The organism is Spiroplasma endosymbiont of Phyllotreta cruciferae, assembly GCF_918697755.1.
Map to the genome: position 1 here is coordinate 425187 of NZ_OU953854.1, position 22423 is coordinate 447609.

At 25.3% G+C, this 22423-nt stretch carries 34 protein-coding genes and 1 pseudogene; 23 read left to right on the forward strand and 12 right to left on the reverse strand.

What is annotated here, in order from left to right; all coding sequences use genetic code 4:
- The 7 genes from NL276_RS02745 to NL276_RS02775 all read left to right on the forward strand — a co-directional run bounded on the left by NL276_RS02745 (nucleotide 1) and on the right by NL276_RS02775 (nucleotide 4846).
- Complete coding sequence (locus NL276_RS02745) at nucleotides 1-552, forward strand: DDE-type integrase/transposase/recombinase (RefSeq protein WP_253301070.1); 552 nt, start codon at nucleotides 1-3, stop codon at nucleotides 550-552.
- Nucleotides 553-776: 224 nt separating this feature from the next.
- Nucleotides 777-1109, forward strand: a complete 333-nt coding sequence (locus NL276_RS02750; RefSeq protein WP_253301071.1) for a KH domain-containing protein — start codon at nucleotides 777-779, stop codon at nucleotides 1107-1109.
- 30 nt (nucleotides 1110-1139) lie between these two features.
- Nucleotides 1140-1214, forward strand: coding sequence for a hypothetical protein (locus NL276_RS02755; RefSeq protein ID WP_253301859.1), 75 nt, complete (start codon nucleotides 1140-1142; stop codon nucleotides 1212-1214).
- Nucleotides 1215-1351: 137 nt separating this feature from the next.
- Nucleotides 1352-2356, forward strand: coding sequence for a phosphate acyltransferase PlsX (gene plsX, locus NL276_RS02760; protein ID WP_253301072.1), 1005 nt, complete (start codon nucleotides 1352-1354; stop codon nucleotides 2354-2356).
- 7 nt (nucleotides 2357-2363) lie between these two features.
- Entirely contained in the window at nucleotides 2364-3110 is a 747-nt protein-coding gene (gene rnc / locus NL276_RS02765; protein WP_253301073.1) for a ribonuclease III, read from the forward strand.
- Between the two features lie 157 nt (nucleotides 3111-3267).
- Entirely contained in the window at nucleotides 3268-4251 is a 984-nt protein-coding gene (locus tag NL276_RS02770; RefSeq protein ID WP_253301074.1) for a hypothetical protein, read from the forward strand.
- A 64-nt stretch (nucleotides 4252-4315) separates the two neighbouring features.
- Nucleotides 4316-4846 carry a hypothetical protein gene (locus tag NL276_RS02775; protein ID WP_253301075.1) on the forward strand — a complete coding sequence of 177 codons (531 nt, stop codon included), beginning with the start codon at nucleotides 4316-4318 and terminating at the stop codon, nucleotides 4844-4846.
- Nucleotides 4847-5013: 167 nt separating this feature from the next.
- On the opposite strand, the gene NL276_RS02780 is transcribed toward NL276_RS02775, so the two are convergent.
- On the reverse strand, nucleotides 5014-5925 hold the full coding sequence (locus tag NL276_RS02780; RefSeq protein WP_253301076.1) for an IS30 family transposase: 912 nt from the start codon (nucleotides 5923-5925) through the stop codon (nucleotides 5014-5016).
- Nucleotides 5926-6163: 238 nt separating this feature from the next.
- Between NL276_RS02780 and NL276_RS02785 the strand changes: the two genes are divergently transcribed.
- From NL276_RS02785 to NL276_RS02820, 8 genes are all read left to right on the forward strand, one after another.
- Nucleotides 6164-6427 (forward strand): hypothetical protein, encoded by a 264-nt coding sequence (locus NL276_RS02785; RefSeq protein ID WP_253301077.1) that lies wholly within the window; start codon nucleotides 6164-6166, stop codon nucleotides 6425-6427.
- A 508-nt stretch (nucleotides 6428-6935) separates the two neighbouring features.
- Nucleotides 6936-7190, forward strand: a complete 255-nt coding sequence (locus tag NL276_RS02790) for a hypothetical protein (protein WP_253301078.1) — start codon at nucleotides 6936-6938, stop codon at nucleotides 7188-7190.
- Nucleotides 7183-7347 (forward strand): hypothetical protein, encoded by a 165-nt coding sequence (locus NL276_RS02795; protein WP_253301079.1) that lies wholly within the window; start codon nucleotides 7183-7185, stop codon nucleotides 7345-7347. Before NL276_RS02790 ends, NL276_RS02795 begins: the two co-directional genes overlap by 8 nt.
- A gap of 1 nt (nucleotide 7348) precedes the next feature.
- On the forward strand, nucleotides 7349-7486 hold the full coding sequence (locus tag NL276_RS02800; protein WP_253301080.1) for a hypothetical protein: 138 nt from the start codon (nucleotides 7349-7351) through the stop codon (nucleotides 7484-7486).
- 2 nt (nucleotides 7487-7488) lie between these two features.
- Nucleotides 7489-8190 carry a hypothetical protein gene (locus NL276_RS02805; protein WP_253301081.1) on the forward strand — a complete coding sequence of 234 codons (702 nt, stop codon included), beginning with the start codon at nucleotides 7489-7491 and terminating at the stop codon, nucleotides 8188-8190.
- A 1-nt stretch (nucleotide 8191) separates the two neighbouring features.
- Nucleotides 8192-9097, forward strand: a complete 906-nt coding sequence (locus NL276_RS02810; protein WP_253301082.1) for a recombinase RecT — start codon at nucleotides 8192-8194, stop codon at nucleotides 9095-9097.
- Nucleotides 9091-9552: a hypothetical protein gene (locus NL276_RS02815; RefSeq protein WP_253301083.1), complete on the forward strand. Its 462-nt coding sequence runs from the start codon at nucleotides 9091-9093 to the stop codon at nucleotides 9550-9552. The genes NL276_RS02810 and NL276_RS02815 overlap by 7 nt, the downstream gene beginning before the upstream one ends.
- Before the next feature lie 4 nt (nucleotides 9553-9556).
- The gene (locus NL276_RS02820) at nucleotides 9557-9733 is read left to right on the forward strand and encodes a hypothetical protein (RefSeq protein WP_253301045.1); all 177 of its coding nucleotides are present in this window, start codon (nucleotides 9557-9559) and stop codon (nucleotides 9731-9733) included.
- 24 nt (nucleotides 9734-9757) lie between these two features.
- On the opposite strand, the gene NL276_RS02825 is transcribed toward NL276_RS02820, so the two are convergent.
- From NL276_RS02825 to NL276_RS02865, 10 genes and pseudogenes are all read right to left on the reverse strand, one after another.
- Entirely contained in the window at nucleotides 9758-10093 is a 336-nt protein-coding gene (locus NL276_RS02825; RefSeq protein ID WP_253301084.1) for a hypothetical protein, read from the reverse strand.
- Between the two features lie 74 nt (nucleotides 10094-10167).
- Nucleotides 10168-10818 (reverse strand): hypothetical protein, encoded by a 651-nt coding sequence (locus NL276_RS02830; RefSeq protein ID WP_253301043.1) that lies wholly within the window; start codon nucleotides 10816-10818, stop codon nucleotides 10168-10170.
- A gap of 16 nt (nucleotides 10819-10834) precedes the next feature.
- Complete coding sequence (locus NL276_RS02835) at nucleotides 10835-11869, reverse strand: hypothetical protein (protein ID WP_253301085.1); 1035 nt, start codon at nucleotides 11867-11869, stop codon at nucleotides 10835-10837.
- A 28-nt stretch (nucleotides 11870-11897) separates the two neighbouring features.
- Nucleotides 11898-12449 (reverse strand): DDE-type integrase/transposase/recombinase, encoded by a 552-nt coding sequence (locus NL276_RS02840; protein ID WP_253301039.1) that lies wholly within the window; start codon nucleotides 12447-12449, stop codon nucleotides 11898-11900.
- 12 nt (nucleotides 12450-12461) lie between these two features.
- Nucleotides 12462-12782: pseudogene (locus NL276_RS05185) on the reverse strand (IS3 family transposase); the annotation flags it as partial.
- The gene (locus NL276_RS02845) at nucleotides 12749-13012 is read right to left on the reverse strand and encodes a transposase family protein (RefSeq protein ID WP_253301010.1); all 264 of its coding nucleotides are present in this window, start codon (nucleotides 13010-13012) and stop codon (nucleotides 12749-12751) included. The pseudogene NL276_RS05185 and the gene NL276_RS02845, both read right to left, overlap by 34 nt.
- A gap of 49 nt (nucleotides 13013-13061) precedes the next feature.
- A complete protein-coding gene (locus tag NL276_RS02850; RefSeq protein ID WP_253301086.1) occupies nucleotides 13062-13307 on the reverse strand; it encodes a hypothetical protein in 246 nt (81 codons plus the stop codon).
- Nucleotides 13297-14214, reverse strand: a complete 918-nt coding sequence (locus tag NL276_RS02855; protein WP_253301087.1) for a hypothetical protein — start codon at nucleotides 14212-14214, stop codon at nucleotides 13297-13299. Before NL276_RS02855 ends, NL276_RS02850 begins: the two co-directional genes overlap by 11 nt.
- A 6-nt stretch (nucleotides 14215-14220) precedes the next feature.
- The gene (locus tag NL276_RS02860) at nucleotides 14221-15507 is read right to left on the reverse strand and encodes a hypothetical protein (RefSeq protein ID WP_253301088.1); all 1287 of its coding nucleotides are present in this window, start codon (nucleotides 15505-15507) and stop codon (nucleotides 14221-14223) included.
- A 17-nt stretch (nucleotides 15508-15524) separates the two neighbouring features.
- A complete protein-coding gene (locus NL276_RS02865; protein ID WP_253301089.1) occupies nucleotides 15525-15986 on the reverse strand; it encodes a hypothetical protein in 462 nt (153 codons plus the stop codon).
- A gap of 453 nt (nucleotides 15987-16439) precedes the next feature.
- Here NL276_RS02865 and NL276_RS02870 point away from each other — a divergent pair, with 453 nt between their 5' ends.
- The 5 genes from NL276_RS02870 to NL276_RS02890 all read left to right on the forward strand — a co-directional run bounded on the left by NL276_RS02870 (nucleotide 16440) and on the right by NL276_RS02890 (nucleotide 19324).
- Complete coding sequence (locus tag NL276_RS02870) at nucleotides 16440-17387, forward strand: hypothetical protein (protein ID WP_253301090.1); 948 nt, start codon at nucleotides 16440-16442, stop codon at nucleotides 17385-17387.
- A gap of 84 nt (nucleotides 17388-17471) precedes the next feature.
- On the forward strand, nucleotides 17472-18005 hold the full coding sequence (locus NL276_RS02875) for a lipoprotein (protein ID WP_253301091.1): 534 nt from the start codon (nucleotides 17472-17474) through the stop codon (nucleotides 18003-18005).
- Nucleotides 18006-18091: 86 nt separating this feature from the next.
- Entirely contained in the window at nucleotides 18092-18355 is a 264-nt protein-coding gene (locus tag NL276_RS02880) for a transposase family protein (protein ID WP_253301010.1), read from the forward strand.
- A 140-nt stretch (nucleotides 18356-18495) separates the two neighbouring features.
- Nucleotides 18496-18894 carry an IS3 family transposase gene (locus NL276_RS05335; RefSeq protein WP_502202972.1) on the forward strand — a complete coding sequence of 133 codons (399 nt, stop codon included), beginning with the start codon at nucleotides 18496-18498 and terminating at the stop codon, nucleotides 18892-18894.
- 136 nt (nucleotides 18895-19030) lie between these two features.
- Nucleotides 19031-19324: a hypothetical protein gene (locus NL276_RS02890; protein ID WP_253301093.1), complete on the forward strand. Its 294-nt coding sequence runs from the start codon at nucleotides 19031-19033 to the stop codon at nucleotides 19322-19324.
- 188 nt (nucleotides 19325-19512) lie between these two features.
- Here NL276_RS02890 and NL276_RS02895 read toward each other — a convergent pair whose 3' ends face one another.
- Nucleotides 19513-19665 (reverse strand): hypothetical protein, encoded by a 153-nt coding sequence (locus tag NL276_RS02895; protein WP_253301094.1) that lies wholly within the window; start codon nucleotides 19663-19665, stop codon nucleotides 19513-19515.
- Nucleotides 19666-19690: 25 nt separating this feature from the next.
- Here NL276_RS02895 and NL276_RS02900 point away from each other — a divergent pair, with 25 nt between their 5' ends.
- The 3 genes from NL276_RS02900 to NL276_RS02910 all read left to right on the forward strand — a co-directional run bounded on the left by NL276_RS02900 (nucleotide 19691) and on the right by NL276_RS02910 (nucleotide 22423).
- Nucleotides 19691-21112 (forward strand): hypothetical protein, encoded by a 1422-nt coding sequence (locus tag NL276_RS02900; RefSeq protein ID WP_253301095.1) that lies wholly within the window; start codon nucleotides 19691-19693, stop codon nucleotides 21110-21112.
- Nucleotides 21113-21348: 236 nt separating this feature from the next.
- The gene (locus NL276_RS02905) at nucleotides 21349-21498 is read left to right on the forward strand and encodes a hypothetical protein (protein WP_252154740.1); all 150 of its coding nucleotides are present in this window, start codon (nucleotides 21349-21351) and stop codon (nucleotides 21496-21498) included.
- A 409-nt stretch (nucleotides 21499-21907) separates the two neighbouring features.
- Nucleotides 21908-22423 (forward strand): hypothetical protein, encoded by a 516-nt coding sequence (locus tag NL276_RS02910; protein ID WP_253301096.1) that lies wholly within the window; start codon nucleotides 21908-21910, stop codon nucleotides 22421-22423.

A 22423-nucleotide genomic window follows, 5' to 3' on the forward strand; every position in this document is an offset into this window, starting at 1 on the left:
ATGAGAAGAAAAATGAAATATAAACAGAATAAAGAAAAAAGTTTATTGCAATATCCTGATTTAATTAATCGTAAATTCAATGATATAAAAACAAGGTTTTCAGTGCTATATACTGATGTAACATATTTAATTTGAAAAAGAGAAAAATATTATCAATCAACAATTATTGATGGATATACTAAAGAAATAGTTGATGTAAAGTGATCTAAATATAATGACAATAAATTAGTAATATATAATTTAAATGATGCAATTAATAAAATAAAATTAATAAAAAAAGATCTGAATGGAATAATAATTCATTCAGACCACGGATATCAATACACATCCGCTATTTATCTCGATAAATGTGTATCTAACGGTATTATAATTTCAATGGGGAAAAATTACCACTGTGCAGATAATATTGTTATAGAAAGTTTTCATTCATTACTTAAGAAAGCTACAATCCATAATAAAATATATAATTCACATGAAGAATATATACAAGATGTTATAAAATGAAATACATGATATTCAAATCGTAAAGAAAAAGATATAATAAAAAAATAGTAAATACTTTTTATTAGTACTTACTAAAATGGGTGCAGTCTATAATTATACTATTTTAACTGATATTCAAGGGATGGAAGATTATCTTGGCGATATGGATTTTAAAGTAGCAGGAACAGCACAAGGGATTTGTGCGTTGTAAATGGATATTAAAATTGCGGGTATTAATGAAGCAATTTTACAAGAAGCGTTATTAGCAGCAAAAAAAGCGTGTTTACAAATTCTTGATAATTGTTTTAGCAACGATTGCTGCGCCACGAACACAGTTAGCACCAACGGCACCGAAGATGAAAACATTTATGATTCCAGTTGATAAAATTAGAGAAGTGATTGGTCCTGGTGGTAAGATGATTACAGCCATTATTGAAAAAGCCGATGATGTTAAAATTGACATTGAAGATGATGGACAAGTAACAATTTATCATAAGGATTATTCTGCAATTGAAAAAGCTTATGAATTAATAAAAGCGATTGCGATGCCAGTTGAAATTGGAACTGAAATGACAGGATCTGTTGTTAAAATTGAAAAGTTTGGGGCCTTCGTTAATTTAAAATAAAATGTTGATGGTTTAATTCATATTTCAAAATTAGCAGAAAAACGGGTTGAAAAAACAGAAGATATTGTGCAATTGAATGATTTTGTTAAAGTTAAAGTTTTATAAGTTGATAGTAAAGGAAAAATTAAGTTACAATTACTTGAAGTTTTACCAAAAAAATAATTATTAATTTCCCCAATCTTTTCAAAGAAAAAACTATTTAATTATTTGTTATAATAAAGGTAGGTTAGGAGATTTAGTTTATGAGTAAAATTGCGATTGATATGATGGGAACCGATTTGGGAATTGATCCAATTATTGGGGCTTTAAAAATCTTTATGAAAAAATATCAAGATGTTACATTTGTTCTAGTTGGAAGTGAAAGTGAAATTCAAACGGCAGCAACTAAAGCAAAATTAGATGCAACAAGATATGAAATTTTTGCAACAACGGAAGTTATTTTAATGACAGAAGGTTTAATGGAAGTTCGTCGTAAACCAGATAGTTCAATGGTTCGTGCTGCTGAATTATTACGTGATCAAAAAGTAGATGCGTTTCTTTCGGGTGGGTCAACTGCAGCTTTCTTAGCGGCGTGTCACTTTATTGTTGGTGAAATTCCTGGAATTTCTCGTCCAGCTTTTATGCCCTTTATTCCAACCATTAAAAAAGGAAAATCAGTTTTAATGTTAGATGTGGGGGCTAATTTGGAAAATGATGCACAAGATCTTGTTAATTTTGCCATTATGGCTAGTGTTTATGCGCAAGCAATTATGAATAATCCAGCGCCAACAGTTGCTATTTTAAATATTGGAGAAGAGGCATCAAAAGGGAAAGATTATCATAAGGAAGCTTATAAATTGTTAGCAGAAAATAATAAAGTTAACTTTAAAGGAAATATTGAACCACGGGATATTACGAGTAATCTTGTTGATATTATTGTAACGGATGGTTTTACAGGTAACATTACTTTAAAAACCTTAGAAGGAATGGCAAAAAACTTAATGGGCGTTATTAAACACGAATTAACTAAAAATCTTTATCGTAAATTAAAAGCATTATCGCTTCGTAAAGCATTCCGCGGTGTTCGCGAAACATTTGATTATCGAAATAATGCTTCAGCGTTAGTTCTAGGGTTAAAGGCAATTGCCATTAAAACGCATGGTAGCAGTGATGAGAAATCATGAATTAGTACATTAGAAATGGCGCGTACTGCAATTGTTAATGACTTTGTCCAAAAAATGACAGTAAAATTGTTAAAGGAGGATTAATTTTACGATGCAGTTTATAAATAAAAAACCCGAGCAATTATTTGCTGAATTAAAAGATTTTTTTAAACAATATAATATTCGAATTAAAGAAAAAAAATATTATTTAGAAGCGTTAACACATAATTCTTATGCTAATGAAAATAATTTAAATTATACTTATCAACGCATGGAATTTTTGGGTGATGCTATTTTAGCAAAAGAAATTTCATTATATCTATTTTTAACTTTTCCTGACAAAAATGAGGGAGAAATTACTAATTTACGTAGTAAAGTAGTTCGTGAAGGGACATTAGCAGAGTTAGTCCGTCAAATGAACTGAGCTCCTTTTTTGTTGTTAGGGAAAGGAGAGATTAAAACAAAAGGGTACGAAAAAAATCGAATTTTAGCAGATATTTATGAATCAATGTTAGCAGCATTGTACCTTGATTTAGGAGAAGAAACAATTCGTGCTTTTATTGATCAAACTTTAATTAAAATGGTTTCCAATCCGGGTTTTTTTGATCAAATCCGAGATTATAAAACTGAGTTACAAGAATTTTTACAAGCTGGTGATGTGCGAACATTAGAATATAAGTTAGTAAAAGAATCACCACCATTAGAGGGCAATCGAGTATTATATACTGTGATAGCAGAAATTGATGGAATTTGTTATGGGGAAGGCCATGGTTATACGCATAAAGAAGCAGAACAATTAGCAGCGCGAGACGCGTTACAAAAATTAGCAAAAAATCCAAAATATAACTTTGAAAAATAAACAATAATGTATTTATGATTAAATTATATGGAGATGAAAACTAATGATAAGACATTTATTCAAGAATTTTTGATTAAGTTTTACCAAGAATAGTTTGCAGGTTTTGGGATTTTTTTTAATGTTAGGTGTTGTCATTACTCTTTTTTTGGGAATGATTATGTCAAATGATTTAAGTACTAGTCAATTAGCTGTGATTGAGAAAAACTTATATAATACCAATATTTCTTTTCGATTTAGTGGGCAATTAAAAATTGCTTCAAATAATAAAAATTTATCATATGGATTAAATAATATTAATTATATTAATCCTAATCAAACCATTGATGTTACTAAAGCAGAGAGTTCTTATTTTTCATTAAGAGGAACAAATGATAGTTATCAAATTTATTTAGATTCAACACAAGATCCCAAATATAACGGGAAATGACTTGCGTCAAATAGTTCGAATCCTTATTTTGTTGAGCAACTAAAAGCAACGGGGAATGTTGTTTTAAATTTTACGAGTAATATTTTATCTAGTAGTGATTATTTTTTAAGTCAAGCCGAATATGTTGAACTACTAGGATATTTAACCAATCGTGATGGGTTAATTCCCTTTGTTAGTTCTCCGGATAATCCACATTTAGCGACTGATACTGATGTTTTTACTAATGCTTATCAAAATTTTGCGCAAAATCAAGCGCGGATTTATCAGTTGGAATTATGGTTATTAAATTCGGTAATTATTGGTTCGGTTGCTGATCGGGCAATTATGAATGAAACAATGCAAGTTTATGATATTTTTAAAGCAGAAAACTTTTATATTCAAAGTGATGGGCCATATTATTGAGCAACCCCAATTATGGTTAAGGGTGACTATCAAACTTTTTTAAATTATGATGCAGCAAGTGATTATCCCCCAATTATTATTAATAATTCTTATGCTTCGCATAATAAAATTAAAATTGGTGATCTTTTTACAATTTATGGGTTTAAATATCGCGTTGTTGGATTTGGGGCTAATGCTTATGTTAATAGTGCTTCAAATGAATCATCATTTATTTATAATCCGTACTTATGAATTCGTGGTGATGAATATGATCGTTTACAACAGAATATGGCAGCAGCGGCGCGGATTATGAGTAGCGGGGGTAACAATTAATGCTGCGCTTGTAAAAGACCAATGAAACAATAATTTTTTAACAACAAAAAATAGTTAAAGTGATATGGCAAATTTTTATGATAATGCTAATTTTTCATATTCGACGGGGACTTATAGCCCATTAAATCATATGAAAGAATTGATTACAAATAAAGAGAAAATTATTTGGTTAATTTTAGTTGCGATTTCATTATTATTGGTAATTTCATCGTTTATTATGATTAGTATGATTGTAAATAAATTGTTATTTGTTAACCGTGGCATTATTGTAAATTTAAAAGCCCAAGGATATGGAACAGGAACAATTGCCTTTTTACTTTTATCTTGTTTCCTATTATTAATGTTTGTGATTGCTTTTTTATCATTAATAACTAGTTGGATTTTTGTTTTCATTTTAAATATTACATACCAAGGGTTCTTAGAATTTACTACTTATATTTCGATTCCACCTTGGTGACTAATTGTTGGAACATATTTATTTCCGAGTTTAGTTGTTTGTGCTTATGCTTTTTTATTTATCATTATTGAAGTGTCACGGCCAACCTTAGTCTTGTTGAAACCAAAAGTGGTAAAAACACACATTCCAAAAATGTAAATTGTAAATTCAAATGCCACACTTTATTTAAATTTATTATAACACAATAAAATAAGTATTCAATATAATTTTATTTTTAAAATTATGATATTTTTATTTTAAATTTATGAATTTTGACACACTAAAAATATTTTATCTAAATTATTTTGATTAATTAAATAAAATTATTATATATGTGATGATAAATTTAAAAATAATTGTTGTGAACTTAATCATTGTAAACAATGCCTTGGTTTATTGTTAATTACATCAATAACTCAATCTATTTCTTGTTGCGTAATATTATTAAAATCTGTTCCTTTAGGAAATCAATGTCTAATATCTCTATTTATTCGTTCAACCAATGGTTTTTGAGTGGGTGTTCCAGCATCACAAAAATAAACATTAGTAGAAGTAATTTTTTCTACTTCTTTTCAGTTACTAAATTCTTTGCCTTGATCTGTAATAATTCCTTTAATATTTATGTTTTTGAAAATCTTATTATTTAAAATTTTTTTAATTGCTTTTGTAATTTCTGCTCCCGAGTTTTCTTTTAATTTTTTACAAAAAGTTTTTTTGCTTAATTCTTCTGTTAATACTAAACAAATAGATTGATGATTTTTACCAACTATTGTATCCATTTGAAATCAACCAAATTCATATTTATCGTGTTTTGCTTCTTCAATAATTCTATAATTAGTGATTTTACCACGGTTATCTTTTCTATTTTTTGTTTTAAATCTTTTACCATGAAAATATAAATTTTCTTTTGACAAATTTAAAAGACCACAATAAATATACTTATATAAAGTTTTAACACATACAGGAAATTTAATACCAAATTCTTTTTCATAATTTTTGCAAATTTGCTCTGGTGTATCATGATACTTATTAAATCTTTTATCTAATCATCTTAATTCTTTATCTGAAAATATAATATGTTTAATACATTTTTTCCTCTTTTCTCAATAGTCATCATCTGCTAATTTAGGATCATAATTGTTATTTTTTAGTCTTTTTATTTTGTATAATGTACGATGAAGCGGCAAAAAACAACTCTTGTTAAATAAAAAGGGTTGTTTTTTTATTTGTAAACCCATAATTATTAATTGATTCAGAGAAAGGACAGCATCTTAAATTCTTAAAATAGAAACTTTTTATTACAACTTTTTGATATTCTCTTTAAGTTGTTTATACATTTATTAAATATCTTAGAAATCTTTACAAAGTGTACCTGTTTTTTCTCCCCTTATTTAAGGTGTTGTCCTTTCTCTGTTTCAATTAATTAATTAATTTGGCTAATAAATAAAAAAATAATATCAAAGAAAGGAATGAGTAATGAAAAATAATAAGCAAGAACAAATTTGCGATATTTATAACTGCTATAAAGCAATATCATTCATTACCGAAGAATTTGTATCAAATAAAGTTTTATGAACTTGTGAAAATCATAAAGATTTATTAAATCGCATAAAAGATAAAAAACAAAAGCGATTTTATAAAAAACTAGAAAATTCAAAAATTATCTTTGATGATAAAACTGGTTCTTTAAAATTTTGATTTTATAAAACAACTCAATGCAGAGTGGGACAGTTATTTTAAATAACTAAGTGCTTCCATAAGAACATGAGTATTAACTCATTCCCACAGCCATCCGAGGCAAGTACTGAAATAGTGTATGAGGAAAAAAGTAAATCGGCGCTGGTTCATTATAACTAAGCGATAGTCGTGATAAGTCCATGGTTAATATCAAACGACAATAAAAAAAGAGATAGTGACTTTACAAATAAATTTGCGATAGATATTACTTCTTAGAAGTGACAGCGGTTTAATAAAAACCACAAAGTCAGCATTAGGCTCTTCAAGATGCGAGTGAATTTATTTTAAAAACTGAACGCTTTGACCTGAAATGGTGCGGATGAAGAGAGAGAATTCTCTGGCTCCACAAAGAAAAAACAACTGTCGATTATATAATATACCGCCACTGCTCACCCGCAGTGAAGCGAGTGGCGTAGTAAATAAATAACTTAATTTATATATAACTAATTCTCGCTTGGCACTTTCACTCGGGAGTGAGTACCAACGAGTTTAAAAATAGGAGGAATTAAAAATGATATGTAATAAAGCATTAAAAATTACCAATAAAGATATTATTTATGCACAAATTGATAGTGGTTATTCAGATAATTTGGAGTTAAATTTATATCTTAAATTTGGTAATGAAGAACGACACGTAGGTAATATTGAATTACCAATAGATTTTAATTTAAATTGCAAATGATATGAAATTGATAAAGTTAAAGGTTTAATTAGTGATTATTTAGAAGATGAAGAAGCGGATTACGAGGTGATAAATTATGAATAAAAGATACTTATTAGTAACAAAAGATAAATATAGTTTAAATACTACATATTTTTATACATTTGATGAGACAAGAATTTATTCTGAAAATTTAAATTATTGTAAAACTACAATTATTGATTTAGAAAATGAAAATATTAAATGAAAAGGAGTTGAATAATATGTGAAAAGATGAAGATAACAATGTTTATACAGAAGAAGACTTATTTAATATTGCATTAGAAGAATGTTATTCAGAAGAAAGTGCTTATGAATATATTGATAATTTAATTAATGAAATGGAATTAGAGGAAATTTAATTATGGCAGATTTAAAGTTAAATAATGAAGTTAAAAATATTACTTATCCGTTTTATTTAAAAGGAAATGATTTTAAAGAATTAAGTTTAAAAGCATTAACAATTAAAAAATGAATTGATGAAAATGGGCAAGAATTAGCAGAATTTATATATCGACAACAAACTTGATTAATAAATGGAGAATATAAATCACAATCACTAAAAGATTTAAAACTAGTAGTTTCAAAAATTGATTATATTTTTAGAGAACCTTTAGAATTAATAAAAATTTTTAAAGATGAATTAAATTTTATTAGAAAAGATATTTTGAATTTAGAAAATAATATCAAGAATAATCATGATTCTTTAAAAAATAGTGTCATTAATATTCAATTTCAAAAACAAAATGAAATTATTGAAACTCATAAAAAAGAACAATTTTTAGAAATTAAAAGTGTAGCAAAACAAGAGCAAGAATTAAAAATTATTACTAGTAATTTTCGTAAAGATAAATTATTAATTAAAAATATTGAAATATTAGGTATTAATGATGATTTTTTACAAAATGCTGATAAATTAGAACTTATTAATTTAATTAAAAATTATTTAATTGTTGATGAACAAATTGTTAAAAATGAAATTAAAGAACAATGAGATAGTAATAAAGATATTAATACTATCGGAGTTAATGGAATTAAATTCAAAATAAATAAAGGAGAAAAATAATATGGCAAATATTATTGAATTTTTAAGAACAGATAAAGCAACTGATTGAATAAAAAGTAAATTTTCTAGTGAAAATGAAATTGCAAGATTTAAAAGTAATATAGTTTCGATATCAAATAGTAATGAATTATTACAAAAAGCAGACCCAAAAACAATTATGACTGCTTGTTATCAGGGTGTTTTATTAAATTTACCTATGGAAAAGCAATTTGGTTATGCTTATGTCGTACCATATAATACTAAAATAACAAGAATTATTAATGGTCGTGAAATCCAAGAATGAATTAATCAAGCTCAATTTCAAATGGGTTATAAGGGTTATATTCAATTAGCCCAAAGAAGTGGACAATATCTAGATATAGCAGTATCAGATGTCAAAACTGGTGAATTAGTAAATTATGACCGTTTAAAAGGAGCTAGTTTTAATTGAATTCAAGATGAAGATGAAAGAGAAAAATTACCAATTATAGGTTATGTTGCATATTTTAAAATGGTTAATGGTTTTGAAAAAACTTTGTATATGACCAAAGAGCAAATGGAAAGTCATTTTATAAAATATTCTAAAACTTATGCTAAAAATAAATCATTTTATATTGCTACTTTTGATGAAATGGCACTTAAAACGGTATTAACTAGTTTATTGCGAAAATGAGGTATTATGTCAGTCGAATTACAACAAGCTTATAAATCAGACCAAGCAGTTATTACAACTAATGATGAAAAGATTTATATTGATAATGATAGTAATATAAGCATAAATAAGGGCCAAATTAGTAATGAAAATATATCAAATAATAATTTATCCGAACCAAGTGAAGAAGTGACAGATAATAATGTAGTAAAAGAAGAAGATATATCAAATGTAGTACCAGCAGTTAACAATGATGAGGAATGAGCGAAATGATAAAAATAGGCATTGATCCATCAGGAACCGGTACTACGGCTGTTGCTATTTTTGAAAATAATAAATTAATTGATAAATCTGAATATACAAATCGTGATTGAATTGCACAAACCGATATTATTTTAGATAAGTTAAAACAAAATGCAATTATTAATATTGAAGATTGTTTATATACATCTGCTAGTGCGAGTAAAGATAGAGATGATTTATTAAAACTTATAGGGGCAATTAAATATAAAACAGAAAAATTATTAAATATTAATTGAATATCACCACGTCATACTAAATCAGTTGTTAAGAATATGGAAAATTTAAGTAAATATAATGATAGTTGTATATGAAAATATGATAAAGATAATAATTTAACTTATCAATATGGTAAAGGCTGAAAATATAATAATAAAAAAATAAGTAATCATATCCGAGATGTAATTATTATTGCTAATTATAAGGGTTAATATTATGAAACATTCATTTAATCAAAAAACAGGAAAATATTATTCTTGCAAAATTCGGAATGTTAATATTTACTTAAATAAAAATGAAGAACAAGTTTGAAATGAATTTAATGGCTTTACTTATTCACAACGAATAGAATATCTTATTAATTATTATATAAAACACAATAAAGAAAAATAAAAAATAACCAATTAAGGTTATTTTTTAAATACTATTTGTTAGTTGTCTAATAGCATCTTTTTGCGCTTGTTTTTTATCATTTACTTTAACTTGTTTTTTAACATTTTTAATTTGACCTGTTTTTAATGCTAATTCTGTTGCATAATCAGGTCCTCGTAAATGTTTTTCGTGGGCAATAACAGCAGTTCTTAATTCTCTAATTTCTGCTTTATATTTTTTAATTTTTTTAGCAGATAATCCAAGAATACCAAGACTACCCATTCCACCAGCACCCGATAACACAAGTAAAGTAATCATTAATGTATCATTAAACATTTTTTTAATTCCTTTCTTATCCTTACTCAAACAGTGGCCATCCATTTTTTCAGAACAAAATAATTTATTAAATTAAACTATATAACCACCCAAAAATATCAGCCGCCCCTATATATAGTCTATTTTAAATTTAATTCTTGTTTATTTTCATTTTGTATATTTTTTAATTTTTCTTCTTGTTTTTTAGTATATTCATCTTGCATATTTTTAAATATCTCTTCTGTTATACCATCTAAATTATTTCATTGTTTTGCTATTCTTGGTTGAATAACACGCGGATTAATCCGACAATCTAAACAATGTCTTAAATGGTCTTTTTTTCATTTTGATTTATCAATTCAAATGATAATTAAAGAAATTATTAAAGTAATTAAAGGCAATATTGTAAATACTAATCCCATTTTAGATATTTTTAATCGTGGTATATCAATTTTCATATCTACTTTCGGTTTACTACTAGCAACAAATATGCCTTGAATTCCATGTGTAAATAAAGGTGTTAATAATATTGCGATGCCATTACCCCAATATTGACCATAATTATATCAATTAATACTATCTTTTATTGCATTAATCATGCCATATTCTAATCAACAATTTAATGCTAAAAATATCAATGTATAAAAATTAACTACTCAACTACGAATTTTATATTTTCTTTCTCATTCTCTAATATCTTTATGAGTTCAATTATAAGTCGGAATAGGGTCTTTTTTAAATCAATTTCAAGGTAAGGCCCCTTTTAATCAAGTTGTTTTATCTTGTTTCATTAATTAAAAATCCTTTCTAACTTACTTTTTTTCTTTCAATATGTAATATTGACATATTATAGGGTGAATTATTTAATCACATAAGAACATTCCCGTTTTTTTTAATAAATAAAGTAATTTGAGAATGCGAATGAATATCTTCACTATAATTTTTAAAAGTTTCTACCATTAATATCGGATATTGTTCAATATTAGCTCAAATTTTATAAACATATTTTGACTTATCAAAATTCCTAATTTTATATTCTGAAATAGTATCAGGTACAAAATCATTAGTATCAACGACTTCTCAATCATTACCACCACCACCTTTTAATTGATAATGTTCATTAATATATTTAGTAGTTGGTAATGTGTCATCTGTTGCTTCTAGTCCAGGCGTTTTTTTTGTTTTAATAACACTAAAATCTGCAACTTGGTCATTATTTTTAAAACTTGAATCTCATATTCTTAAACCACCAGTTTGTTTATCATAGTCAGCATTAGCTCTGCCACTTTCACAAATAACTATATGCAAATTCTGTGACTGACCACTTTGTTTTGTTTTTCAAACATTATTTTCATAATAAATAGTATCATTATCAAACGGAACAATAAGTTTAATATATTCGTTATAATCAATTTTAGAAAAGTCATTAATAGTTGGATAAGTAATATTTATTGAATTATCTGTTTGTAATCGCTCTTTTAATCAAAATAATAATGTTGGATAAAAAGTTTTTTTACTAATATGTTTATATTCTTCTTCTCATGGATGAGCATAATTATCTAAACTATAATTATAAGGTCTAGATACTGTTTTACTAGATATAATATCAATTATTTCACCCGCTAATTTTAAAGCATTTTTAACATCACAAGTAATATTTTCATTTGCTTCTGGGTCATTAGTTTGTGAATATGATACACCACCTTGTGAAAATGAAGCACTACCAGTTAAATCATTAACTCCTTTTGGTAAATATCAATTTATAACTGCTAATAAACAAGCAGATTGAATATAACTTAATCATTTATCATATTCAATTAAACCAGTATAGACCGCACCCATTTTAGTAAGTACTAATAAAAAGTATTTACTATTTTTTTATTATATCTTTTTCTTTACGATTTGAATATCATGTATTTCATTTTATAACATCTTGTATATATTCTTCATGTGAATTATATATTTTATTATGGATTGTAGCTTTCTTAAGTAATGAATGAAAACTTTCTATAACAATATTATCTGCACAGTGGTAATTTTTCCCCATTGAAATTATAATACCGTTAGATACACATTTATCGAGATAAATAGCGGATGTGTATTGATATCCGTGGTCTGAATGAATTATTATTCCATTCAGATCTTTTTTTATTAATTTTATTTTATTAATTGCATCATTTAAATTATCTATTACTAATTTATTGTCATTATATTTAGATCACTTTACATCAACTATTTCTTTAGTATATCCATCAATAATTGTTGATTGATAATATTTTTCTCTTTTTCAAATTAAATATGTTACATCAGTATATAGCACTGAAAACCTTGTTTTTATATCATTGAATTTACGATTAATTAAATCAGGATATTGCAATAAACTTTTTTCTTTATTCTGTTTATATTTCATTTTTCTTCTCATTTTTCTTACATATTCAGGTTGTATTTGATTATAACGCATAATCCTTAAAACTTTTTTTGAATTATATTTTATATCATAATCTTCTTTTAAATATTTAGTAATTCTTCGATATCCAAATTGTTTTAAATTTTCTTCATAGACTTTTACAATATCATTTATTGCTTCTTTATCTTTTTTGCTACTGTCATAATTTTTATATTTATCTCAATAACTACGTTTTAACCCCGTTACTTCTAATAATAATTTTATTGAATATTCATGACAATTTTGTTTAATAAAAGAGACGATTCTTAGTTTGCTTAATTGTAAAAGTCATGGAGCTTTTTTAATAATTCATACCTTGTTTTATAATATTCTAAATCTCTTTTACCAAAAGAGATTTTAGGTCCTTTATGATTGTTTAATTTTCCTTTTTTATGATTTGCTCATCAAGATTCTACTGTATTTGCATTTAGATTATATTGTTTTGCTACTACTCAACAACTTTTTTGTTTAATTTCCTCAATGATTTTTGTTCTAAATTCTGATGTATATTTGTTATATTTTTGACCTTTTCTTGCCATATAAAATGCACCTCCTTTAAAAGTTTAGCAAAGTCTTTTTTTACTTTACTTACTTTTTGGGGTGCACTCTAGTATTATCTTTTTTTACTCAGGGAAATAAATCTTTTTTATTTATTTTATCGGAAATTGTGCCACCAGATAATCGATCCATTCATAAACTAGTTTTTAAAATAGCATTATAAATTAAATTATCATTGTAAGCAGATTGTTTACGATCATTAATGGGTTGTCAAAGTTTACTTGCTTTAACATCTTCAACTGTTATAAATAACAAATTACTTAAATTATTTTTCATATAAAACACCCCTTAATTGATTGCGATACTTATTTTTTAAATTACTTGGCTTATAACTATTAACTCTTGTTTTTGTTTTCTTAATTGTTTTAATAGTTTGATTAGTTTTGTAAAACATATTTTTAACTGGTGTTTTATATGAATTATTAATATTTTTAACATCACTTCGGCGTTCACGATATCATTTTTTATTATTAATTTCACCAGCAAAATTAAAATTAAAATGTCCAATCTTTAAATTATTAATAAAGTTTTTAATTTGTTGTAATTTTTGAACTGTTGGTAATGTTAATTTAATATTTCCTTTTGGATATTTTTCTTTTAATGCTTGTGGTAATCTTTTTTTAATATAATTTCTTAAATGACTAGGTAATCATTTTCTTAATCAATAACGCCAAAACAATGTTCCAGCATTAGATAAAGCATTACTTAATAATTTTCAAATTTCAACTGGAACACCAGGATAAACATAGGGTCCATAAAATTTTGGATGTTTTGCTGTTTTTGTATATATTAAAATAGTTAAATTACCTGTTAAAGTTAATTTATTTGTTATATTAAACATTCCACTATCAAGTCAACTACCATTTAAAGGTTGTCAATTAGTATTTAGATAATTTTCATTTTTAAATTGTTCTCTATTTTTAATATTATTATCTTTTTCTAATTTACTTAATGTTTGTTTAATTTCTTTTTGATATCCTTTTTTAATTAAATCTAAATAAGTAAACGGATCTAATCACTGATAAATATCTTCAATCTTATTTGTAATTTTTTGTAATGGATTAGCATAATATGAAGCAAATTTATTAACTTTATTAATTAAATTTACAAATTTATTTATTACTGCATTATTACCTAAGTTCTCTGCTAATAAAGTTAAAACCCGTAATATTAATAAATTCATAATTAATTAAGCTTTTGTATAAGTTAAATTAACTGTTCCACTATATTTAATTGGATTTCCAGTTGCTAATGCACCAGTAGCTGTAATAGAGCTAAATGTTGCATCTCCATTTACATATTTACTATTTTTTGCTTTAATTGCTGTTTCTAATTCAGTAGTGGTTGGTTCTGTTCCAGACATAGTAATTGCTCCTAAATTAGATGTAGTAATAATTGTTGATAAAGCAGGTTTTCCAATATCATAATCAACAGGAACACGGAATGTTTTATTTAAATTAGCAGTTGCTTGATCAATTTCTTGTTTAGTTGGTTGTTTTTCTAAAATAATTTTACATGTTTTTGGATATAAAATTGTTGGCGTAGCATATTGCACTTTACCAATTCATTTAGGGTTAGCAGTATCATTATCTAAAACTTGTTGAATAGTATCCATATTAATTGGATATGCTCATACTTGTTTATTAATAATTAAACCATTTACATTATTAAAATTATAACCTTTATCACGGTTAACTTGTCCTTTTGTATATGTTTTTTCTAAATGAAAACTTTTCGATACTGGAATACCCATTGCAGTATTTTCATATAATTCACCATTAACCATTGCTTTTAATTGTGCTTGTGAACCAATTACTTTTAAATAAGCGGACGTTAATCCTAAATAGGCTCTACGACCTAAAACCATAAACATTTTATCGGTTGGCAAACCAAAATATAAATTACTAATTTGATTTGTTAATTCAATCAAAGTTTCATTTAATGTAAAGAATGCTTTATTTGCATCATCGGCATTTTCGGCTGTATAACTACGAAATGGAATAACTTCATATTGACCATCTGCTAAACAATAATCATAAATAGCCTGAATTAATTCACATTCTAAATTAACAAATTTATTTTGTACAACACTAGAAATAGCATCAGCAATAACACCATTTTTAATATTTTGCTCTATTAATGCTAAGTCAAAAGCCTCATTCATTAATTTTAAATTAAATCTTTTATCAATAGGAACTGGAATTCTTGTTAATCCCATCGTTTGAGTTGCACCACCATTTGGCAATGAATAATCATCTTGTCATACTACACGATGAGTTAAATTATATAATGCTTGACCAGCATTTGGTAATCAAGCAACTTGTTCAGCAGTTGCTGTTGCATATTGCATAATACTTGCATATTCATTATATAAAGGTCCACGCAATAAAGCATTAACCATATCAACATAGGCTTTTTGCCCTGTTGTATTACCTTGTAATGTAAAAGGTACTTGTGGCAAATTAATTGTTGCCATAATATTTCACTCCCTTATTATCTAAGGTTTTTAAGTGTATAATCAGTTAATTTTTTAATTTCATCAGGAGTATATGCTCCTTTTTCTTTAATAATTTCAATTTCATCATTCTTATTTTCAACCGAATTTTCAATCATATCTTTAATAAAATTAGTTGGTGAAACTGATGGTTGTTCTTCAACAAACAAATCGGGTTTTAATTCTTTTAAAGTTTTCATTTTTTCCGATAAAGAACTACCATTAACTTTTTCTAAATTAGTTTTAATATCTTCAATTTTAGTTGATGGAACATTTTTAAATGCTTTTAATTCATCTAATTCATTAGATAATTTAATAAAGTCTTCTTTTGATATAACATCTTCGCGTTTTTGTACACTTTCTCTAATTTGCTTTGCTTCATTATTAAACTGATTTAAGATATTTTCTGCAATCTCTTCACTTAAACCTTGTTCGATTAATTGTTCTTTTGTAAGTGCCATTTTATAAACTCCTCTTTTTTTATCCTTGTTCGATTAACAAGTCAGCATAAACTCTTTTTACGGAAAAAGATTAAACCTATGACTTGATTATACACCAATAGTTTATTAATACAATATATTTTATATATAAATACTAAACTTATAAGATAAAAAGTATTATAATGAAATTGAAATAATTATTTATTAATATATAATGCTAGTAAAAATGATGTCGGGTCATTCTCTTTTTTATTTAACTGAAATAATAATATTATACTATTTTATCAATATACAATAAAAAAAAATAAATAAACTTAATGTATTCCATTCCTAATTTACCCCTTAAAACGCGTAATAAGAGTTATTTTTAAAGATAAAATTATTAAAATAAGTGATAATTTTGCTTATATATATATATAATGAAGTTAGATCTTGATAAAAAGTTTCAAGATTAAGAAAAGGAGAAAAATAAGCATGAAAAAGTTACTTAATTTATTAAGTGTATTAACAATTAGTGGAACTGCTGTGCCAACAACAATTGCTGCTAGTCCTTATCAAAAAGAAGAAATTAAAATAGAAAATAGTGAGATTAATTCTTCACAAACAAATAATTTAGAAAAATTTGTTGAAATTAAAAGGTTTAAACGTTTTGGTGGTATGGCAGCATTGTATAATTTACATCATGAAACTGCAAAAAAAGTATCAATCAAAACTATTAGTACTATAAAGAATGACTTAGATAATATAGATCTTGGAATAATTGATGATGATAGTGATTCAGTGATTTGAGCTAGTTTAGTAGCAAAAAGTCAATTAAAAAGTCAATTATTAAGAGACATATATGTACGAGATTTTTCTTCTTTTTCATTTGAAATACTTAATAAAAAAAATACTTATGCAAAAATTAAATTTAATTATTCAGCAAAGGAAAAGTTAGAAGACAATAGTTATGTAAAAGTTGAAGGAAATACGGAATTTACTGTCAATTATTTAATTAAACGCAACTTAGATGATATAGCCTATCCATTAAAAACATGACTTAATGATTTTAAAATTTGAAAAAGCGATACTGATTATCAATTAAAATATACTGTACCATATAAAAATTCTAATGATAAAAAAGAATGACAACAAAATTATAAACATAATTTTACATTGAGATTAGCAAATTTATCAACAGTTATATATGCAATTAAAAATAGAATTTATATAAATCAATTGTTTGAAAGAGTACAAGGATTAGAAAATGATTTAAATGAATTAAAAAGAAGAATTGATTCACCAGATATTCTTTCATCTTGTTCAAATATTAGTTCGTTTATTTCATCAACATCCGAATATATCCCAGAAGTAGGGCCTACAATTTCTGGAATATTTTCTTTAATTGGTTCAATTTGTGATATTATTAGTGAATTTAATTAATTAAATTCACTTAATAGTAGAAATAAAATAATTTTATTTATATTTTTAATTAAACTACCCAAATTACTAAAAGCGGGTTAAAATATGAAAAAGGTATTAAGTATACTAGGTGCAATATCATTAGTAGGAATAAGTACAACAAGTTTAATTGCTTGTAAAGATAACATACATAAATATAAAACCGAAGAATTAGTAAAATTAAAAGAAAAAAACAAAATAAATACAGATAAGCAAGAAATTAAAGACAATTTAGAATGAATAGCACCACAAGAAAAGTCATTTAATCAAGTGGATAATAAATGATATTATGTAGTATGGCGCGGTAATGAAAATAATGATTGAAAAATTATTAAATTTAAAAACGTTACTTTTTTATCTGATAAGCAAACAAAAAAAATAGATTTTAAAAATAATTATGAATTATTTTTATATAAAGCCCCATATTTTCCAATAGATTTAGTAATTGGTAAAACTAATAATATTGTTTCTATAGTCCAATGACGAGAATATCTAAAAAATAAAACTTACTTTAAATCAGTTTATCGTTGAAATTCAGATACAAAAGAACCTGACTTAATTTTAGACAAAAATGGTAATGTAAAAGTCAATGAAAAATAGAAAAAGAGATAAATTAAGAGCGCACCCCAAAAGTAAGTAAAGTAAAAAAAGACTTTGCTAAACTTTTAAAGGAGGTGCATTTTTATATGGCAAGAAAAGGTCAAAAATATAACAAATATACATCAGAATTTAGAACAAAAATCATTGAGGAAATTAAACAAAAAAGTTGTTGAGTAGTAGCAAAACAATATAATCTAAATGCAAATACAGTAGAATCTTGATGAGCAAATCATAAAAAAGGAAAATTAAACAATCATAAAGGACCTAAAATCTCTTTTGGTAAAAGAGATTTAGAATATTATAAAACAAGGTATGAATTATTAAAAAAGCTCCATGACTTTTACAATTAAGCAAACTAAGAATCGTCTCTTTTATTAAACAAAATTGTCATGAATATTCAATAAAATTATTATTAGAAGTAACGGGGTTAAAACGTAGTTATTGAGATAAATATAAAAATTATGACAGTAGCAAAAAAGATAAAAAAGCAATAAATGATATTGTAAAAGTCTATGAAGAAAATTTAAAACAATTTGGATATCGAAGAATTACTAAATATTTAAAGGAAGATTATAGTATAAAATATAATTCAAAAAAAGTTTTAAGGATTATGCGTTATAATCAAATACAACCTGAATATGTAAGAAAAATGAGAAGAAAAATGAAATATAAACAGAATAAAGAAAAAAGTTTATTGCAATATCCTGATTTAATTAATCGTAAATTCAATGATATAAAAACAAGGTTTTCAGTGCTATATACTGATGTAACATATTTAATTTGAAAAGGAGAAAAATATTATCAATCAACAATTATTGATGGATATACTAAAGAAATAGTTGATGTAAAGTGATCTAAATATAATGACAATAAACTTAGTAATAGATAATTTAAATGATGCAATTAATAAAATAAAATTAATAAAAAAAGATCTGAATGGAATAATAATTCATTCAGACCACGGATATCAATAGACATCCGCTATTTATCTCGATAAATGTGTATCTAACGGTATTATAATTTCAATGGGGAAAAATTACCACTGTGCAGATAATATTGTTATAGAAAGTTTTCATTCATTACTTAAGAAAGCTACAATCCATAATAAAATATATAATTCACATGAAGAATATATACAAGATGTTATAAAATGAAATACATGATATTCAAATCGTAAAGAAAAAGATATAATTAAAAAAATAGTAAATACTTTTTATTGGTACTTACTAAATTGGGTGCACTCTTCATTTACTCTTTCTTTAAAAGTAAAATGATGAAATATTTTTAATTTCATTTTTATAGATTCCTTTCGTTTTTAATTGCATTAAATTATATTATAATTTATATGTAATGTAAAATGGAGGTTATTATGAATCAGTTTAGCAATATTAACAACAAAAAAACAAATTACTAGTTATGAACATTTAAATAAAAAATATGATTTAAATTTTAGTGACTATAATTTTGGTTTTGATTGAGAAGTATTTAAAGATTTTGTTGGTGATGGTTATGCTCGATATTTTACTTCACCTTGTTTTTTTAAGTTTGTTTCAGCTGGAAGAGGTACTAATAAAACATGAAATCACTTAGCAGAAAAATTATTTTTTGCTTGCAATTTTACTGATGCTTCGTCGGTCATTTTACGAAGATATGCCAACACCCATGAAGATACTACATTTGGCGATATGATTAATGTGTGTAATTACTTATATGATAAATATCAGATTGATATTGGGCCGGACAATGAAAATGGCATTGTTTGACCGAAAAATATGAAAGAAGGTGGCGAAATTGTTTTTCCTAGTGGTGTTCGCATTGCTTTTGCGGGTTATGCGAATGGTAATAAAATTATGGGTAAGGTTGGTAAAGGAAGCGGGATTATATCAGCTTGAACCGATGAAATGATCCATGCCGAAGAAAAAGAAATTTTAACCGATAAAGAACTAGATAAAAGATATAATAATTTAAGAGTTTCAATGTTTCGTTCAAAAAGGTTAAAGGTGTCTTATGAAAAATATATTGATGAAAATGATAATGAACAATATAATTTGGATAATCCTATTCCTATAAAAGAATTATCTTGGACATTTCAAGAATGAGACAACATAGCAAAACAATACATAACCGTAACAACATATTTTCATAAAACATATTCTAATCAATTTACTTTTAATCCTTTTGATAAATACCATGTTTTTTATGAAAAATTTGTAACCCCATATTTACCCTTAAATGAAAGTATTAAAAATATTTTAAAAGAACACAATCAAGTATATTCAGAAAACAAACAAGCATTTAATGGTTTGGGTGTTTTTAATTTACGATTAACAATGGGGACTGTTTGAAATAAAATACCTGATATTACTAAAAAACTTGTTTTAACAAACAAAGAAGAACGGCCTGATTTATTTGAACTTGAATACTACGGATTTGAATATAACAATAATGACCCCAGTATTTATGTTTTACGAAATTATAGTCAATATATTAAAGAATATAATTTACAAGATTTTTATAATCCAAATACAAAACAGTATCAATTTGATAGTTATTCAATTGGTGTGGATTATGCTAACGGTAGTGAAGACCATACGGTGTTTTTATTTAGTGGTTATAAAATTAATGAAAATAATGAATATGATAAATATTTAATTGAGGAAAATGTTGTTACACCAAAAAACACAATGAATTTAAATGAAATAGTTGAACATTACAGACAATGAATAATTAATACCTTTGATAAATTTGATGGTTTTGAATATGCTACATTTCATTATGATATTAATGCTCACGATTTTATGCAAAAATTACAAGAAGATATTTACCCTTATTTAGGTTATAAAATTAAAATGTTTAAAGCCAAAAAACATCAAACTTCATTGAATAAAGAAGCGGGCATAATTAATCGTGTAACATGAATAAGAAAAATGTTTGTGCAAGGCAAAATATATGGCAGAATAGATAATTTTCCATTTTTAGACAAGTGTATTAGTGAATTAAGATTTAGTGATACCAAAACAAACACACCCGACAGTAAAATGTACCACGACCCATATGATGCTTTATTTTATGGTTCTTATCCATATCGTTTTAAAATGAAATTATAAAATAAAAAAGTAATTTATTCCATTTTTTGTTATAATTTGTATAGAAATAAAAAAGTTAAGTGATAACGACACTTAACCAAAATACTAGATAAAAAACCTTAAACAATATATCTAGATATAAATATTATACATTTTAATTTTATATTTTTAAATATATCTTATATTTTTTATTTAATTAATTGGTTTTAAGTTGTTTTCCTTAAATCAATTTTATTTCTTAGAAATGGAGATATATTATGCCAATTGGAATAACTAATAAAACAACTCAGCAATTAAATAGAGATAATACAAATTTATCTATTAGAATTACTGAATTAGAAAAAACAATCCAATATTTAAAAATTGAACTTTTACATATTAAAAACTTATTAAAATGTAAAGTATAAATTCAAATATAGCACTTTATTTTTAATAAAGTGCTATTTTAATTTTTGGGCGAGCGGTTGATTTTCTTAAATTTTTGTGATAAAATGACTTACAAGTTAAAAAAAGTTTTGAGATTCTTTCAAACAAATTTGGGAACCTTTATAAAATTCTTCGCTTAACGCTTAGAATTTTTCCCAAGTATTTTGAAAAGCGCGGCAAAACTTTTTTTAAACTTTAAGGCATTTTTCACAAACTTATGAAAATCACCGCGAGCCCAGATTAGTACAATATAATCACAATAATAATTATATAAATAGCTTCCTCCTTTCTAAAATAATATATTTAAAAATACTTGACTTGCATATATATATATAATACAGGTAGATCTTGATAAAAAGTTTCAAGATTAAAGAAAGGAAATTATACAAAATGAAAAAACTTTTTAGTTTATTAAGTGTATTAACAATTAGTGGGACTGCTATACCAACAACAATTGCCGCTAGTCCTTATCAAAAAGAAGAAACTATAAAAAATAGTGATATTAGCTATTTAAAAACAAATAATTTAGATAAATTAAATAGGAATAAACGCGAATATGGAACTGGTGATGATTTAGAATATAGTGATGGGAAATACCATATAATTTTTAAAACACCCACTTGAAAAGAAATCGAAAAATTAGAATTAAGCTATACTAATGACAAATATAGATTTACTCAATATTTCTTAAATCGCATTAGAGATGGCTTTTGAATTCAACACAACATAGACAGCGATTATTATATAAAAATCGTTGGGGGAGCAATTTGAAGTTCAATGGGTTTTCTTAAAGAAAAATTTAAAGAAGGTGGGGGATGATCTACATATGGTTGTTTTAAAATAAATATAAAAGATTGATCAACTTGAGGAGATGTAGAAACTGCCTATATTACTGGTTGTAATTAA